The sequence below is a fragment of the Meiothermus luteus genome (assembly GCF_003574085.1).
Lineage (GTDB): Bacteria > Deinococcota > Deinococci > Deinococcales > Thermaceae > Meiothermus > Meiothermus luteus.
On sequence record NZ_QWKZ01000061.1, the window covers coordinates 1 to 16,660 of the forward strand.

Genomic DNA, 16,660 nt, shown 5'->3' on the forward strand with positions numbered 1-16,660 from the left:
GCCGGCGGCGGGAGACCTGGGCACCACCTGATCCTGTTGGGGCTGGTGGTCTTTCCAGTGGCCATTCTAGGGGGCTTTGACTCAGTACCCGGGGCGGTGGTGGCGGGGCTGCTGATCGGGCTTATTGAGGCCTTCTCCCAACTTTACCTAGAGTCCTTGCTCCCCGGCATAACCCAGGCCATCCCCTTCCTCATCGTCCTGCTGGTGCTGTTGTTCCGGCCATACGGCCTCTTCGGGCAGCACCGCATTGAGCGGGTGTGATATGGCGGAAATACAAGTGGAGAACCTGAAGGTGGTCTACCGGGGGGTCATTCTGGCGCTCCAAGGGGTCAGCCTGCGGGCCGGGGCGGGCGAGGCGGTGGCTCTCCTGGGACCCAATGGGGCAGGCAAAAGCACCCTGGTACGCTCCTTGGCGGGGCTTCTACCCCAATACGACGGGCGGATTCTGGACGGCCGCATCCTCGTAAACGGCCAAGAAAGCCACCACCTACCGGCCCTGAAGGTAGCCTCGCTGGGGCTTACCGCTATCCTGGAGGGTCGCCCCATCTTCCGCTACCTAACCGTGGTGGAAAACCTGCGGGCCGCCGGGCACAAGCTACCTCCTGAGCGACAAAAGGCAATCACCGAGGAGATTTTCGCGCGCTTCCCTCGGCTCTACGAGCGCCGTTTTGAGCAAGGCGGCTACCTTTCGGGAGGAGAGCAACAGATGCTGCTGCTAGGCATGGCCCTCCTAACTGAGCCCAAAATCCTGGTGGTGGACGAGCCCAGCCTGGGGCTCTCGCCCAAGCTCACCGAAGAGGTGATGCGGGTGCTGGACGAGTTGCGGCGGGAGAAGGGTCTAACCTTGCTGCTGGTGGAGCAGAACGCCAAGGCAGCTTTTTCCATTGTGGAGCGGGTCTACGTCATGGAGCAGGGGCGCATCGTTTTTGAAGGCACTTCACAAGAAGCCCAGGCCGACGCGGACGTGATGGAGTTCTACCTGGGCGGAGCGGTGGCCGGGGGCTTCGCAGAGGCTAAGCGCTACCGCAGGCGGAAGCGGTGGGTCTAGAGGAGGTGCGCGTTGGCTAAGGTACTCCTAGAAGCCCAAGACCTCCACCTCTCCTTCCGGGGGGTAAAAGCCCTGGTGGGGATAAGCTTCAGCGTTTCGGAGGGGGACCTGTTCGCAGTAATTGGTCCCAACGGAGCAGGCAAGACCAGCCTTCTGAACGTGTTGTCGGGCCTCTACAAGCCCCAGCAGGGCCGGGTGAGCTTTCTAGGGGAAGACCTGGCCCCCCTAAGCCCTCAGGAGCGGGTGCGGCGCGGGCTGGGGCGCACCTTTCAAAACCTCGAGCTATTCCGAGGAATGACCGTGCTGGACAACGTCAAGCTAGGGGCCGAGCTGGCGGTGGGCACCTACACCGACCTGCTGCCCAAAGCCTCAGTAGAGTGGAGGATCCGCCGCCATGCCGAGGAGGTACTCGACTACCTTCACCTCTCCCCCTACCGCCATGTTCCCGCGGGGGCCCTTCCCTACGGCCTGCAAAAGCGGGTGGAGGTGGCCCGGGCTCTAGCTGGGCGGCCCAAGCTCCTTCTGCTGGACGAACCTATGGCCGGGCTAAGCCTCGAGGAGAAACAGGACTTAGCCCGCTTCTTGCTGGATGCGAGGCGCGAATGGGGAGTGACCTTGGTCTTGGTAGAACACGACTTAAAAGCGGTGCTGGAGCTCTCCACCGGGGTAATGGTGATGTCCTACGGCGAGGTGCTCTATCAGGGTGAGCCCGCTGGGGTACGGGAAGATCGGCGGGTGGCCGAGGCCTACCTGGGGAGGTCGGCATGAGAACCCTCCTGGACTATCTGGCCCACCACGCCGAGGTCCGCCCCAGGGCCCCGGCCATGCGGGTCAAGCGCTATGGGGTATGGGAAACCACCCCCTGGGCCCGCTTGCGGGAAAAGGTAGAACACCTAGCTGGGGGGCTTTTGGAGCTTGGCCTGGAGCCCGGGGGGGTCCTGGCCATCCTGGGGCAGAACGCCCCCGAGTGGGTGGAGGCCGAGCTGGCCGCCCAGACCCTGGGGGTCATGCCGATGGGCATCTACGCCGATGCCATGCCCGAGGAGGTGGGCTACTTCATAGAGTTCTCGGAGTGCCAGGGGGTGGTGGTCTCCGACGAGGAGCAGCTTGACAAGGTGCTGCCCCATCTAGACCGGTTGCGCTTTGTCTTGGTCTGGGAAGAGGCCGGAATGAGCCGATACTGGAGCGAGAAGGTACGTCCCTTTAGCAGCGCTCTGGCTCGAGGCCCCCACCACCGCGGCCAGGTGGAGGCGGCCAAGGCCCGGGTAGGGCCCGAGACCGTGGCCCTCTTGGCCCCTACCTCCGGAACCACCGCCCGCAGCAAGCTGGCCATGCTCACCCACGCTCAGCTCATCGCCGGCGCCGAGGCCGGACGGGCCACCATCAGCATCCGCGGGGGGGAGTGGGTCTTCTCCTACCTGCCCTTGCCATGGATTGGTGAGCAGATGCTCACCGTGGTGCGCAACCTCACCGACGGCACGGTGGTCCACTTCCCCGAGGACCCCATCACCTTGCGGGAGGATGTAAAGGAGGTCCAGCCCGACTTCTACCTGGCCCCTGCCCGGCTTTGGGAGGACGCTGCGGCCTTGGTGCGAAGCCGCATGGAGGACGCCGATGGTCTTAAAAAGGCGATTTACCGCTGGGGAATGGGGGCGCTTTTAGAGTGCGCCCAGCGGGAGTTTCGCAACGAACCCATCGGCTTCGGCCTGAACCTGGCTCGAGCCTTGGCCTACCCCCTGGTGGCCCGCCCCATCCGGGCCCGGCTGGGCCTGGCGGCTTGCCGCATCGCCGCCACCGGCGGAGCCCCCTTGGGCCCTGAGGTCTTCACCTTTTTCCGCGCCCTGGGGGTGGACATCCGGCAGGTCTACGGCCAGTCCGAAACCGCGGCGACCACCGTGGCCCACCTCCCAGGGGACACCCCCCCCGAGACGGTGGGCAAACCCCTGCCCAACACCCAGGTGCGCATCGCTCCCGACGGCGAGATACAGGTCAGAGGACCCCAGGTCTTTGCCGGCTATTTCAAAAACGAGGCCGCCACCCGGGATAGCTTCACCGAGGACGGCTGGTTCCGTACCGGGGACGCGGGCTTCTTCAACGAGGACGGCCACCTCATCCTGCTGGGGCGCCTTAAGGAGGTAGGGGCCCTGGCCGACGGCACCCGCTTTGCCCCCCAGTTTCTGGAAAACCGCCTCAAATACTCCCCCTACATCCGCGAAGCGGTGGTCATTGGCCACGGACGCCCCTTCGTCACCGCCCTCATTGAGCTTGACCCAGAGAACACCCAAAACTGGGCCCGCAAGCGGGGCATCGTCTTCACCACCTATCAAAGCCTGGCCGCCCACCCCGAGGTCTACGCCCTCATCGCCCAGGAGCTGTCCATGGCCTGCGCCAGCTTGCCTGAGGAGCTAAGGGTGCGTCGCTTTGCGGTTTTGCCCAAGGAACTCCACGCCGACGATGAAGAGGTCACCCGCACCCGAAAGGTCAAACGGGGCACGGTGGAGGCCCGTTATGCTGAGCTTTTGCAGGCCCTCTACGACGGCTCTACACAGGTGCGCCTCACCCTGCCCATCCGCTACCTAGAAGGGCAGGGAACCCTCGAGGCCGAGGTGCGCATCGCCGATGTGGGCCCGCCGGTGGGCTCCCAACCGAAGGTAGGCGCATAGGAGGCAAAGCGCATGTACCGCCTAAGCCAGACCCTAACCGACGCCTTTAGCCGCCGCTTCTCCCGAACCGTCCGAGAGGACTATCGCCAGGACGAGGCCTACGCCAGTACCCCTCAGGGGCGCTTCTGGCTGGGTCTCGCGCTGGTGGGCCTGCTGCTCCTACCCCTGCTTTTGCCCCAGTACCCTATGTTCGTGGCCACCCAGATTCTGGTGGCCGCCCTGGCGGGGCTAGGGCTGCACCTGTTGGTCGGCGGGGCTGGCCAGATTTCCCTCGGCCAGGCCGCCTTTGTGGGGATTGGAGCTTACGTCTCGAGCCACCTCTCGGGCGACCTGGCCCCCTTGGGCATCCTGCTTGGGGGGCTGGTAGCCGGGGCGATTGGGGTGGTGCTGGGTATCCCCTCCTTGCGCATCAAGGGGGTCTACCTGGCCATCGCCACCCTGGCCTTTCAGTTCCTGGCCGACTATGTCTTCAAACGCTGGACCGAGTTCACCGGCGGGGTGGCGGGGCGCAAGCTGCCCGCCGAGGCCACCTTCCTGGGGCTGCCCCTGGCCGACGACCGGGTGGTCTTCTACATCGGCCTGGCCTTCGCGATCCCCATGTTCTTCTACGCCAAGCGCCTGCTCTCCACTCGAGCCGGCCGGGCCTGGTTCGCGGTCCGGGACAACGACCTCTCAGCGCAACTCTCCGGGGTGGACCTGGTCCGCTCCAAGCTCACCGCCTTCGCCCTTTCGGCCTTCTACGGCGGGGTAGCGGGCGGAATCCTCATGCACCTGCTGGGTGCAGTTACCCCGGACAACTTCGTGCTGGCCTTCAGCATCCAGTACCTGGCCATCGTCATCGTAGGAGGGGCTGGAACGATTCTGGGAGCGGTGCTGGGCGCTTTTTTCATCGTGCTCATCCCAGAGCTTTTGAGCGTGGTGGCCGGGGCCTTTGGCCCGCAGTACGTAGCCCAGCTTTCGGCCTGGCGCAGTGTGGCCTTTGGGGCGCTCATCCTGCTCTTCTTGATTCTGGAGCCCCGTGGCCTGGTGGGGCTTTGGGGCCGCATCCGCGACTACTTCCGCACCTGGCCGCTGCCCTACTAAAAAGGGCCGGCTTTCGGTCCAGCTGTAAACTATCAGGTATGGTGGACTACGACCTATCTGAGTCGGCCCTGGTGAGCCTGGTCGCCTTGGCCCTAGAGGAGCAAAAGGGAATCCGGCTGGCCCCGGGGGGTGCGAGGAGCGTGGGGGAGGTGCTCTCCCGGCGCACCCGCCCGGTGCGGATCGAGCGCGAGGGAGACACCTTGACGGTAGACCTAAACCTATCCGTGGACTACGGCCGCTCGCTCATTGAAGCCGCCAAGGAGGCCCAGCGGGCGGTGGCAGAAGCGGTCACCGCTGCTACCGGGCTCAAAGTAAAGGCCGTGAACGTAACGGTGGTGGCGGTGGAGTACAAGGAGGCCCATGCGGCGTAAGGCGCGCGAGCTGGCCTTCAAGGTGCTTTTTGAGCACGCGGTGGGGGGGGTACCCCTCGAGGAGGCCTGGCAGCACGCCCTTGAGGCCCAGGCCGCCGAGGAGGGCGAGCTCGAGGCGGAGCCCCTGGACGCCGAGAGCCTGGCCTTTGCCGACCGCTTGGTGCGGGGCTACCAGGCCCAGCAGGCAGCGGTGGACGAGGCCCTCAGGTCCACCATTGAGGGCTGGAGCTTCGGCCAGATGGCCCAGACCGACCTCTCGGTGCTTCGGCTGGCCACCTACGAGATGCTCTTTGAGCCCACCCCTTACCCCCCCCTCATTGAGGTAGCGGTCAAGATCGCCAAGCGCTACGGGGGGGAGGACTCCGGCCGCTTCGTCAACGGGGTGCTGGCCCGCCTCCACCGGCGGATTGAGGCGGGTGAGCTGCGGGCCGCCCCCAAGCTCGAGCGGGGTTAAAAACCACAGCAGAAGCTAAGAGAAGGGGCTACCGCCCCGAGGTGCCGTGTGCGGTCCTTTGAGGTTCAGTATGCTAAAACTTGCCGGCCCTCCAGCAGCAGAAGCCGTCTACGAAGAGCTCCGAACCCTCTTGACCCGGCTGCCCTACACACCCCACCTGCGGGTGGTGCGGCTTGGGGAAGACCCTGCCTCGGTGGCCTACGTGCGCCTAAAAGACCGCCAGGCCCGGCGGCTGGGCCTGTCCAGCCAGGTGGATGTCTTCCCCGCGTCCACCTCGCAAGAGGCCCTGCTGGCCCACGTCGTCCGGTTGAATCAAGACCCCGGGGTGGACGGTATCCTGGTCCAGTCGCCGCTGCCCCCCCAGGTGAACTTCAACACCGTGTTGGAGGCCATTGACCCCAAAAAGGACGTAGACGGCCTGACCCCGGTGAACGCCGGGCGGATGTGGATGGGCCTGGAGGCGCTGGAGTCCTGCACCCCCGCGGGCGTGGTGCGCCTACTGAAACACTACGGGATCCCCCTAGCGGGAAAGAACGCGGTCATCGTGGGGCGGAGCAACCTGGTGGGCAAGCCGCTGGCCGCCCTCCTCCTGCGGGAGAACGCCACCGTAACCCTGGCCCACTCCCGGACCCAGAACCTAGCTGAGGTCTGCCGCCGCGCAGAATGGTGGCCGCGGTGGGTAGGCCGGGGCTCATCACCCCCGAGATGGTGCGGCCTGGGGCGGTGGTGGTGGACGTGGGCATCAACCGGGTGGGGCAGGATGAAAGGGGCCGCGACATCCTGGTGGGGGATGTGGACCCTCGGGTGGCCGAGGTGGCTGCCGCGCTGACCCCGGTGCCTGGAGGGGTAGGCCCCATGACCGTGGCCATGCTGCTTTACAACACGGTGAAGGCCGCCCTTTGGCGGCGCGGGGAGCGAGCAGGTTAGAATCGGGCTGGCGCGGCCTATGCACGAACTTCTGAGCAACCAGGTGCTCTGGACGGCCATCCTGGCCAGCGTGTTGGCCCAGCTCATAAAACTCTTCATCTACTACTGGGTTGAAAAGCGTTGGGAGTGGGAGCGGCTGGCTGAGACAGGGGGTATGCCGAGCTCCCATTCGGCTACGGTGGCCGCCCTGGCCACCGGCGTAGGCCTCACCGAGGGCCTGGACAGTGCCTACTTCGCCATCGCGGTGGTGCTGGCCATTATCGTAATGTACGACGCCACCGGCATCCGCCGGGCAGCCGGGCTACACGCCCAACGTCTGAACGACCTATTTGAGGAGTTTCGCGCGGTCTTTCAGCAAGGCCCCAAGCCTGAGCCCTTGAAGGAGCTTCTGGGGCACACCTACCTCGAGGTCGCGGTAGGGGCCCTGTTGGGCGTTCTTTTCGCGCTGGCCAGCTTTGCTTTCTTCTAGGAAAGCTGGCATGATGGTAGGGGAAAGGAGCCGGTTATGCCTGTACGTTCAGCCAGCGCGGTCTGGAAGGGTAGCTTGAAGGAGGGCCAAGGGCATCTAAAGCTGGAAAGCGGGGTCTACGAGGGGCCCTACACCTGGGCTTCCCGCTTTGCCGACAGCGCAGGAACCAACCCCGAGGAGTTGGTGGGCGCAGCCCACGCGGGCTGCTACGCCATGTACCTCTCGGCCCTCCTCACCAACCACAACACACCCCCGGAGGAGCTAAACGTCACGGCCCGGGTCCATTTGGGGGAAGGCCCCACGATCACCAAAATTGAGCTTGCCCTCACCGCTAAAGTTCCCGGCATAGCCCCGGAGAAGTTCCTCGAGCTGGCCCAGGAGGCCAAGGCCAAGTGCCCTATTTCCAAAGCCCTGGCCGCGGTCCCAGAGATAACCCTGGAGGCTAAGCTGGTTTAAACCCAAGCGCGCGGCCCCGGCCCCCTGGCTACCAAACCCGCTGCGCGGTGGGCCGGGGTTTGACGCCCTTTCCCTGTAGGCCGTAAACTCTTGGCAGGATGAAGCCCTGGCAGACCTGCCAAGCTGGGGAGAACCCCTAGGGCTGAGTGGGGTTCTCCCGGCCCAGTTGCTGGGGCCGGGTTTTTTTTGAGGTGCGTATGAACGCTGTGCTTCCCGACGGACGAAACCTTGAGCTCTCCCCTGGGGCCACCGCCTTTGACGTAGCCCGCTCCATCGGCCCGGGCCTGGCCAGGGCCGCAGTGGGGGCCATCGTAAACGGTGAGCTCTACGATCTCCTAAAGCCGCTTCCGGACGGGGCCTCGGTGCGCATCCTGACCGAAAAAGACCCTGAGTACGCAGCGCTTTTCCGCCACACCCTAGCCCACGTGCTGGCCCAAGCCGTTCGGGAGCTCTACGCCGAGCGTGGCTTCAAGCCCGAGGACGTGAAGCTGGCCATCGGGCCGGTGATAGAAAACGGGTTCTACTACGACCTGGAAGCCCCCCTTCCCCTACGGGAGGAAGACCTGCCGGCCATAGAGGAAAAGATGCGCCGCATCGTGGCCGACGACCTCCCCCTAAGGCGCTTTGTGCTCCCCCGGGAGGAGGCCCTAGCCCGCTACCAGGACGTAGACCCCTACAAAACCGAGCTCATCCAGGAGCTTCCCGAAGAGGAGGAGATCAGCTTCTACCAGCAAGGCGACGACAACTACGGCTTCACCGATCTTTGCCGGGGCCCCCACGTGCCCAGCACAGGGCGCATCCCCCCTCACTTCAAGCTCACCGGCATCGCCGGGGCTTACTGGCGGGGGGATGCCCGCAGGCCCATGCTGCAACGGGTCTACGGCATCGCCTTCCGCACCAAAGAGGAGCTGGAAAACCACCTCTGGCAGCAGGAAGAGGCCAAGAAGCGGGACCACCGCAAACTGGGCCGGGAGCTCGAGCTCTTCCTCCTCGATCCCCTGGTGGGCAAGGGACTGCCTATCTGGCTTCCTAAGGGCAACGTGCTGCGCGAGGAACTCATCGCCTTCATGCGCGAGGAACAACTGCGCCGCGGCTACCAACTCGTCGCCACCCCGCACATTGGAAGCGTGGAGCTTTACAAGACCAGCGGGCACTTCCCCTACTACGCCGACAGCCAGTTTCCCCTCATGGACTTGGGCGAGCGCAACGAAAATGAGCAGTACATGCTCAAACCCATGAACTGCCCTCACCACATCCGAATCTACGCCCACAAACCCCGCTCCTACCGCGAGCTGCCGCTGCGCCTGGCCGAGTTCGGCACGGTCTACCGCTACGAGCTCTCGGGTGAACTCAACGGCCTCACCCGGGTCCGCGGCTTCACCCAGGACGACGCCCACATCTTCTGCACCCCTGAGCAGGTCAAGGACGAATTCCTAGGGGTTTTGGACCTGGTGCTCAAGGTTTTCTCCACCTTGGGCCTTGGCAGCTACCGGGCCCGGGTGGGGGTTCGCGACCCTGGTTCGGATAAGTACGTAGGCTCCGAAGAGGTGTGGAGCGCGGCCGAAAGGCAGATCGTCCAGGCCTGCGAGGAGGCCGGCCTCCGCTACAGCATTGAGCCGGGCGACGCGGCTTTTTATGGGCCCAAGCTTGATTTTGTGGTCAAGGACGTGCTGGGCCGAGAGTGGCAGCTTGGCACCATCCAGGTAGACTACAACCTTCCTGAACGCTTCAGGCTCACCTACACGGGCCCGGATGGGGCTGAGCACCGCCCGGTGATGATCCACCGAGCCCCCTTCGGCTCCCTGGAGCGCTTTATCGGTATCTTGATTGAACACTTCGCGGGCGACTTCCCCCTCTGGCTGGCCCCGGTGCAAGCGGTGGTGGTGCCCATCGCCGACCGGCACCACCCCTACGCCCTGGAGGTGGCCCAGGCCCTTAGGGCCCAGGGCTTCCGGACAGAGGTAGACACCCGCCCCGAGCGCATGAACGCCAAGGTGCGCGACGCAGAGCTACAAAAGGTGCCGCTCATCCTGGTGGTGGGGGACAAAGAAGCCGAGTCGGGAATGGTCAACCTGCGTGAGCGGCACGTGCGGGAGCACCGGGCCTTGGCCCTGGCTGACCTCATTCAGGAAATGAAGCAACGGGTGGAGGAGAAAAAATAGGCCCACCCCGGCCCAAGCCAGGGTGGGCAGCAAAGCCCGCTAGCGGAAGGTAGCCCCAAAAAGCAGCCGCCCGTAAGAGGGGGCGTTGAAGGGGAAGAGGCTCTGGCCACCGATGAACAAACCGGTGCTTCTGTCCAGGGCAAACTCCACCCCCGCGCTCAAGGCAAGGGCAAACTCGGCGTTGGGCAGCCCCAGGCCCAGCCCGCCCCCGAAATAGGGCCTAATGCCCCGCAGGTCGCGGTCAAACTGGCCCAGGTCGGGCTTGAAGAGCACCTCACCTCCGAGCAAAAAGCGAGGGCCTGAGAAGACCACATCCCCGTAGAGGAGGGCCACCAGGTCACGCTGTAGGTTGGCCTCCAGACCAAGGCCGAGGCTGGGATTGGGCACCGAAACCCTAAACTGGAAGGCCCGCTGGGCCCAGCCGGTTGAAGCTACCGCCAGAAACAAAAGGACGAAAAGAAGGGTACGTCGCATCGCTTCACCTCTGCGAAGAGGCCCCTGGCCTCAACAGGCGATAACATAGCCCACAAAGGCCTAAACTACCAGGGGCCCATCTCTCACGCTTTGCTAAGGGCCAAGCCTTACAGTAAAGCCTATATGAGGCGTTTCCCGCTGCTCGCGCCGTCGCTGGCGGGGCTTTTTTTAAGCGGTCTAATCTCGGCACAGGACAGGCCCGCAGAAAAAATCGGCTACCTCAACGTCCGCGCAGCGGTGGAGGCCCACGCCGGGTTTGGCTGGGTCCGCGAGATTCAAGGCCAAGCCCAAGGCGAGCTTAAACCCTTGCGGGAAGAGCTTCAGGGGCTAGAGGCCAAAATTCTCTCGGGAAGCGCCACCCAAGAAGAGCAGCAGGCCTACCGCAGCCTCCAGCAAAAGCTCCAGGAGGTAGAGCGGAAGTGGACCGAGCGTCAGAACATCGCTCTGGCGCCCATCACCCAAGAGATAGAGCGGGTCTTGGCGCGAGTCGCCCAACAGCAAGGCTTTGGGCTGGTCTTCGACCAAGAGGTTGCAGCACAAAGCGGGCTGGTGGTGTACGCGGCGAGTGAACTAGACCTGACGCCGGCGGTGCTGGCTGGAATGGCCAAGCGTTAGAAAACGGGGAGAAGTATGAGGAACTGGACAATTCTGGCAATGACAGCCTTCCTCCTCCTAGGAGGCACGCTTTTGGCGCAAAACCGCCCCACCCCTACCCGGGTGGGCTACGTAGACGCCGAAAAAGTGGTGCAGGCCCACAAGGACTTCAAAAAGGTGCAGGACATCCGCAACCAAGCTGAACGGGAGCTCAAGCCCCTTCGCGACCAGATACAGGCCCTAGAGGCCAAAATCCGCGCTGGCAACGCCACCGCCAAGGACCAGCAGGACTACCGCATCGCCGCGCAGAGCCTTCAGGAGGCGGGGAAAAAGTGGACCGAGCGGGCCAACACAGCCCTAAAGCCCATCACCGAAGAAATAGACAAGGTGATAGCGCGCATCGCCCAACAGCAGGGCTTTGCCATCATCCTGGACAAAAAGGTGGCGGCCACCAGCGGCCTGGTGGTCTACGCGGCAGAGGAGCTGGAGATTACCGACGCCGTCATCAAGGCCCTGCCCAAATAGAAGAGGGCTCTGCCCGGGGCGGGAGCCGCCTCCCGCCCCGGATTTTTACGTCTGGGCCAGTCCTTGGGACCACGTGCTACAATCGTAACCGATGGCGAAGGGGAAAACCAAAGAGGGGAAGACAGGCCAGGCTCAGAGAGGGGACCGGCGGGACTTGGAAGCCTTCTCTTTGCTGGTGTTGGGCCTGGCGGTGCTGCTGGGTGCCGCAGTCTATTTTGGCGCCAACCTGGCGGGGCAGCTCGGCAGCCTGCTGCAACGGCTCCTGCTAGGCAACCTGGGCTACCTGTCCTGGCTCTTGCCGCCCTGGGTGGCGGTGCTGGGGTTCTGGCTGCTTCTGGGAAAGCCCATGGGCGGATTCCTGCGGGCCAGCCTCCTGGGGCTGGCCGGTGGGCTCCTTACCCTGCCCTTAGCTGCCCACGCCGACCCATTCCTGGGCGGAACCCTAGGAACCCAGTTTCACGCCCTCCTGACCAGCGGCTTGGGGGGCCTTGGCCTTGCCCTTCCCCTTCTGGCTCTGAGCCTGGTGGCCGACCTGGCCCTGCAAAAGCGGCCTGGCTTCCTGCTGGGCCAGGGCCTGCGGCGGGTGGTCCTGGCCGGACGGCGCCTCCTACGGGCCTATCGGCTCTCCCAGCGGGCCTCCCGGCTGCTGCGCGAGGTCCGGGCCCTGGCCGAGCGCTACCCCGAGCACAAGGCCCTCACCGCGCTGCAGGACGAGCTTTTGCGCTTCCAGCGCCAGCCCTCCGATGAGGAGGGCCTACGAGGCCTGGACAAGCTGCTCTCGGACTTCTGTGCAGAGCGGGCACGGGAGCTGGCGAGCAAGCTGGCCACGGAAGTCAAACCCATCCCGGCCCGGCTCGAGCGCCTGGCCGCGGCGCTGGCCGCCCCGCTGCCTGGGGAAGGGCTGGCCCAAGCCCTAGAGGAACAGCGTGCGGCCTTGGTGCTGGAGGTTGGCGCCCTGCTCGAGAGGTCCCAAAACCTTGCCCGCCAAGCCGAGCGGGCCACGCGGGCGCTAAAGGGGCCCATCACCGCTCCAGGCCTGCTGGAGGCCCTAGAAAGCCACCGCCAGCGCCTCCTAGAGTGGCAGAAGACCGAGGAGCTGCTCCAAGACCTGGAGCGCCGAGCAGACGGCTGGCTGCGCTGGGCCGAGTGGGCGGGGGCCGCCCCAAAGGAGGCCCACCCGGCGGGGCTACGGGCCCTTCTGGAGAGGGGCTTGGGCGGTGAGCCACCGGCCTTTGAGGTGGCCACCGCTCGAGCCCCTACAACCCCAGAACCAGCCTTGGACTTCGACTTCATCTTCCCTGAGCCCGAGAAGGTGGAAACCCCCCGCAGCGCCCCCAAGGCCGAGGCTCCCAAAAACCCGCCTCAAGCCCCAAGGCAGACCACCGCGTTGCGGCTCCCCAGCCTCGAGCTGCTTGACCCCCCCGAGCCCCCCCGGCACGACCCCAAAGCCCTGGAGCTCATCACCCGGCGTCAGGCTGAGCTCATCAACACCACCCTGGCCCACCACGGGGTGGAGGCCCGGGTGGTGGGCTGGTCGCGCGGGCCTACCGTGACCCGGTTTGAGCTCGAGCCCGCCCCCGGCGAGAAAATCAGCCGGGTGCAGAACCTGCACAACGACCTGGCCCTGGCCCTGGCCGCGGGCTCGGTGCGCATCGAGGCCCCCATTCCGGGCAAGAGCGTGATCGGCCTCGAGGTGCCCAACGCCGAGCGCGAGCTGGTGCGCTACAGCGAGGCCATTCAGTCTGCTGCCTTTGCCCGTAGCAAGGACATCCTGCCCATGGTGCTGGGCAAGAGCATCGACGGCGAGGTCTGGGTGCGCGACCTGGCCAAAATGCCCCACCTCCTGATTGCGGGGTCAACGGGTTCGGGCAAGTCGGTGGCGGTGAACACCCTCATTACCAGTCTGCTCTTCAAGTACCTTCCCACCGAGCTGCGCTTCTTGATGATTGACCCTAAGATGGTCGAGCTCACCCCTTACGAGGGCATCCCGCACCTGGTACGCCCGGTGGTCACCAACCCCGCCGACGCCGCCGGGGTGCTGTTGGGCGCGGTGGCCCACATGGAGCGGCGCTACAAGATGATGAGCCAGGTGGGGGCCAGGAACCTCGAGCAGTTCAACCAGAAAATGCGCGCGGCGGGTGAGCCCACCCTCCCCTACCTGGTCATCGTGATTGACGAGCTGGCCGACCTGATGATCACCGCCCCCAAGGAAGTCGAGCAGGCCATCTTGCGCCTGGCCCAGATGGCCCGGGCCACCGGCATGCACCTGATTCTGGCCACCCAGCGCCCCTCGGTGGACATCCTGACCTCGCTCATCAAGGTCAACATCCCGGCCCGCATGGCCTTTGCGGTCTCCTCGGGTTTCGACTCCCGCACCATCCTGGACACCTACGGGGCCGAGCGGCTGGTGGGGCAGGGCGACATGCTCTTCCACCAGCCGGGCCTGCCCAAACCGGTGCGGCTGCAGGGGCCCTTCCTCTCGGAAACCGAGGTTCACCGCATCGCCGAGTTCCTGCGCGAGCAGAGCTTCGAGGACACCTTTGTGGCGCAGTACGGCCCCGATTTTGAGGGCCCCTTGAACCTGGGCGGGGGCGGGGGTGGGGAGACCGGCGAGATTGACTTCGGCGACCCCCTCCTCAAAAAAGCCGCCGAAATCGTGATTGAGGAGGGCTACGCCTCGGTCAGCAGGCTCCAGCGGCGGCTCTCAGTGGGCCACGCCCGCGCCGGCAAGCTGGTAGACGCCCTCGAGGCCATGGGCATCGTGGGGCCGCACCAGGGCAGCAAGCCCCGGGAGGTGCTGATTACCCGCGACCAGCTTGCGGAGTATTTTGGGGGGAAGTAGACCCGTCCAGCCAGGAAAACCCCAAGGGGTTGGCCTGCACCCGTTCCATCAGCGCCTCGTCGTCGTGGGCCCTAACCTGGTCAAGAAAGGGAAAGGCGCCGAAGCCAGTCATCGGGAATCCTCACAGCAGCAAAGAAACCCCTGCTATGGCCCTATCTGCAGGGTGCCCAGGTCAAGGGTACCCCCGCTGTTCACCTGTAGGTCGCGCTCGAGCCCGGGCTCCCCAGGGTCGCAAAGGCCGTTTCCGGAGTCGTCGCGGCAGGCCTTTAGCCGGTAGGGGCCCGGCACCAGATACAACTCAAAGACTCCGTTTGGGGCAGAGACCCGTCTTGTGCCAGGGCCGCTGAAACTCAAGGCAAACCCCCCCTTAGGCAGCGTCCAAGCAAACGCCCCAGGAAGGTTCAAAAGCCCGTACCCATACGCGTCATCCCGCCCCTCTGGCCCCAGATCGGTCGCGGTGGCCCTAAGACGTTCCCAGGCCTCCGGGCCGGTGTGAACCTTGGCCGCAGACAGCAGCATGGCCAGCGCCGCGGCCACCTGGGGGGCGGCTTGGGAGGTGCCCATGTAGAAGCTGTAGTTGGGAAGGCCGGTGGTGTAGTCCCAGGTGGTGGAGAGAATACCCCCCCCCAAAGCTCCTCCTGGCGCAGCAATGCTCACCGAGCCGTTCTGTTGGCTGTAGGGGGCCACCTGGTGGTTCCGGTCGGTAGCGGCCACCGCGATGGCCCCAGGACAGGCCGCCGGGTAGACCAAAGCCCCCGGGTTCTGCTGCTGGTAGTTGCCCGCCGCGGCCACCACCAGCACCCCCCGGGCCACCGCGTCCGCCACCGCTTCACACATGGCGTTGGAATAAACCGTGGAACCCAGCGAAAGGTTGATGACTTGAGCGGGGTTCGGATTGGTCAACACCTGCCCCCCACGCTCCACCGGAATTCCCGCGGCGTAGCGCACGGCCAGGGCCACGCTCTCAAAGGTTCCGTTGCCCATGGTGTCCAGCACCCGCAGGGGCAATACCTTGATGGGGGCGTTGTAAGCCATCCCCACAATCCCCGAGTCGGAGCAGGTAGGGCAGGGCGGGGGGAAGCTTCCGCTGTTCGCCGCTATGATTCCGGTCACATGGGTCCCGTGGCTCCCACCGCTAGGAAAGCCCTGGTCACAGGGGTCGGTGGGATCAGGGTCGCCCACCGCCCCAAGGGGCGGGCTGCCACAAGGATTGTTGGGGTCTACGGAGTCGCCCACAAAGTCGTAGGCGCCCTCCCCTGGCCGCCAGAGCCGTCCGGCCAGGTCGGGGTGGTCGTAGCGAACCCCGGTGTCCACCACCGCTACGGTAACCGGGTTGCTGTAGTTCTGTAGGTAGGTGAAGCGGGCCCCCGTGCTGTGCAGGTACCACTGCTCAGGGTAGTACTGGTCGGCCGGCTCCCCCAGCACCTGCACGCCGCCGTTAATCTCGGCCCACTCCACGCTGGGGTCAAGCCGCAGGCGCTCTAAGAGGGCCTCGGGCTGGTCGGCTTGCAAACGGGTGATGCGGCTGATGCGGTCGTGGGAGAGGACCCGGCTTCCCTGGGGCAGCGCCACCTGCCGAAGGTCGGCGCGGTACTTGACCAAAACCTCGGGCCGCCCCGCCGCTGCGGCCTGGGAGCGCACCCCCCCGCTGGGCAGCCCCCTGGCCCCCTGGACCCGAAACCCCCCCACCTCCTCCAGTCGGCCCACCACGCGCACCAGCGGTAGGCGCACCGCAATGCTCCCGTGTACATCCCCCGAAAGGAGCAGGCCCCCCAGGTACTCGGCCTGGTCCTCGGTCTCCCCTTCAAAGCGGGCCTGCAGCTCCACCGTGTGGGGGCCAACCCCCTGGGATGGGCTAACCAAGAGCCAGTTGTCCAGGGAGTCCAGCCGCCAGGCCACGCTCGAGCCTACCCGCAGCACAAAAGAGCCCCGGGTTCCCTCCATCACCACCTCGCGGGGAATGGAAGGGGCCACCCCCAAGGAGGCACAGGCCGCGAACAGGGGCAAAAGGGCCATCCACCAAAAGCGCACGTCCCCAAACTACCCTGCCGGCGGGCAAAGTCAAGCTCTTCTAACCCAAGAAAGCTCCCTTCGGCGCCGCTCGGCGTAACGCTCGAGCAGGAACACCAGCAGGGCCAGCACAAGGAGGGGCTCCCGCAGGGCGAGGTCCTTCCGCTGGGGGAGGCGCCTAAGCTCTGCAACATCGTTCAGAAGGCGGCCCCCGCTGGCCTCTGAGAGACGCTTTAGGTTCTCCCGGCCATCCTCCAACCGCCACTCGGGCAGGCTGGGCAGGGCAAAGCGTACGCGGGGCCGCCCGTTTTCCAAAACCACCGCCTCTCCCAACACCTCCCCCGGCAGGCGGGCCTCGTAACGCAAAGGACCGACCGGCGCCAGGGGTTGCTCCAGGCCCCCAACCCGCAGCCTCGGGCGTTCAAACTGGCCCTCCAGGACCACCCGCACCCCCCCAGGCTCCCGCACCGCCTGCACCCGGGGGCGGGCCGGGGTCTGGGCAAGCCAGCGCAGCAGCTCCCCCAGCAGGCCTGGGACCCCTGGCCAGTCTTTCCAGGAGCGCGAAAGGTCGGTGGCCAGGGC

Annotated in this window: 14 protein-coding genes and 3 pseudogenes; 14 read left to right on the plus strand and 3 right to left on the minus strand. The window is 65.5% G+C overall.

Annotated features, from left to right (window positions below; genetic code table 11):
• From Mlute_RS09655 to thrS, 11 genes and pseudogenes are all read left to right on the plus strand, one after another.
• Positions 1-261: pseudogene (locus tag Mlute_RS09655) on the plus strand (branched-chain amino acid ABC transporter permease); the annotation flags it as partial.
• 1 nt (position 262) lies between these two features.
• On the plus strand, positions 263-1,048 hold the full coding sequence (locus tag Mlute_RS09660; protein ID WP_119360467.1) for an ABC transporter ATP-binding protein: 786 nt from the start codon (positions 263-265) through the stop codon (positions 1,046-1,048).
• Between the two features lie 12 nt (positions 1,049-1,060).
• The gene (locus tag Mlute_RS09665) at positions 1,061-1,816 is read left to right on the plus strand and encodes an ABC transporter ATP-binding protein (protein WP_119360468.1); all 756 of its coding nucleotides are present in this window, start codon (positions 1,061-1,063) and stop codon (positions 1,814-1,816) included.
• The gene (locus Mlute_RS09670; protein WP_119360469.1) at positions 1,813-3,711 is read left to right on the plus strand and encodes an AMP-binding protein; all 1,899 of its coding nucleotides are present in this window, start codon (positions 1,813-1,815) and stop codon (positions 3,709-3,711) included. The genes Mlute_RS09665 and Mlute_RS09670 overlap by 4 nt, the downstream gene beginning before the upstream one ends.
• 12 nt (positions 3,712-3,723) lie before the next feature.
• Positions 3,724-4,794: a branched-chain amino acid ABC transporter permease gene (locus tag Mlute_RS09675; protein ID WP_119360470.1), complete on the plus strand. Its 1,071-nt coding sequence runs from the start codon at positions 3,724-3,726 to the stop codon at positions 4,792-4,794.
• A gap of 38 nt (positions 4,795-4,832) precedes the next feature.
• A complete protein-coding gene (locus Mlute_RS09680; RefSeq protein ID WP_119360471.1) occupies positions 4,833-5,165 on the plus strand; it encodes an Asp23/Gls24 family envelope stress response protein in 333 nt (110 codons plus the stop codon).
• Complete coding sequence (gene nusB, locus Mlute_RS09685) at positions 5,155-5,619, plus strand: transcription antitermination factor NusB (RefSeq protein ID WP_119360472.1); 465 nt, start codon at positions 5,155-5,157, stop codon at positions 5,617-5,619. The genes Mlute_RS09680 and nusB overlap by 11 nt, the downstream gene beginning before the upstream one ends.
• 70 nt (positions 5,620-5,689) lie before the next feature.
• Positions 5,690-6,546: pseudogene (locus Mlute_RS09690) on the plus strand (tetrahydrofolate dehydrogenase/cyclohydrolase catalytic domain-containing protein).
• Between the two features lie 19 nt (positions 6,547-6,565).
• Positions 6,566-7,015: a divergent PAP2 family protein gene (locus Mlute_RS09695; RefSeq protein WP_119360473.1), complete on the plus strand. Its 450-nt coding sequence runs from the start codon at positions 6,566-6,568 to the stop codon at positions 7,013-7,015.
• Positions 7,016-7,051: 36 nt separating this feature from the next.
• Positions 7,052-7,471 carry an OsmC family protein gene (locus tag Mlute_RS09700; RefSeq protein ID WP_119360474.1) on the plus strand — a complete coding sequence of 140 codons (420 nt, stop codon included), beginning with the start codon at positions 7,052-7,054 and terminating at the stop codon, positions 7,469-7,471.
• 197 nt (positions 7,472-7,668) lie between these two features.
• Complete coding sequence (thrS, locus tag Mlute_RS09705; RefSeq protein ID WP_119360478.1) at positions 7,669-9,633, plus strand: threonine--tRNA ligase; 1,965 nt, start codon at positions 7,669-7,671, stop codon at positions 9,631-9,633.
• A 39-nt stretch (positions 9,634-9,672) separates the two neighbouring features.
• On the opposite strand, the gene Mlute_RS09710 is transcribed toward thrS, so the two are convergent.
• Entirely contained in the window at positions 9,673-10,107 is a 435-nt protein-coding gene (locus Mlute_RS09710) for a hypothetical protein (RefSeq protein ID WP_119360475.1), read from the minus strand.
• A 123-nt stretch (positions 10,108-10,230) separates the two neighbouring features.
• Here Mlute_RS09710 and Mlute_RS09715 point away from each other — a divergent pair, with 123 nt between their 5' ends.
• From Mlute_RS09715 to Mlute_RS09725, 3 genes are all read left to right on the plus strand, one after another.
• Complete coding sequence (locus tag Mlute_RS09715; protein ID WP_119360479.1) at positions 10,231-10,722, plus strand: OmpH family outer membrane protein; 492 nt, start codon at positions 10,231-10,233, stop codon at positions 10,720-10,722.
• A 15-nt stretch (positions 10,723-10,737) separates the two neighbouring features.
• Positions 10,738-11,226, plus strand: a complete 489-nt coding sequence (locus tag Mlute_RS09720) for an OmpH family outer membrane protein (RefSeq protein WP_245958925.1) — start codon at positions 10,738-10,740, stop codon at positions 11,224-11,226.
• Positions 11,227-11,317: 91 nt separating this feature from the next.
• The gene (locus Mlute_RS09725) at positions 11,318-14,068 is read left to right on the plus strand and encodes a DNA translocase FtsK (protein WP_119360477.1); all 2,751 of its coding nucleotides are present in this window, start codon (positions 11,318-11,320) and stop codon (positions 14,066-14,068) included.
• A gap of 144 nt (positions 14,069-14,212) precedes the next feature.
• Here the strand turns inward: Mlute_RS09725 and Mlute_RS09730 are convergent, their stop codons facing one another.
• Positions 14,213-16,099, minus strand: a complete 1,887-nt coding sequence (locus tag Mlute_RS09730) for a S8 family serine peptidase (protein ID WP_245958926.1) — start codon at positions 16,097-16,099, stop codon at positions 14,213-14,215.
• A 30-nt stretch (positions 16,100-16,129) separates the two neighbouring features.
• A pseudogene (locus Mlute_RS09735) lies at positions 16,130-16,660 on the minus strand (VWA domain-containing protein); the annotation flags it as partial.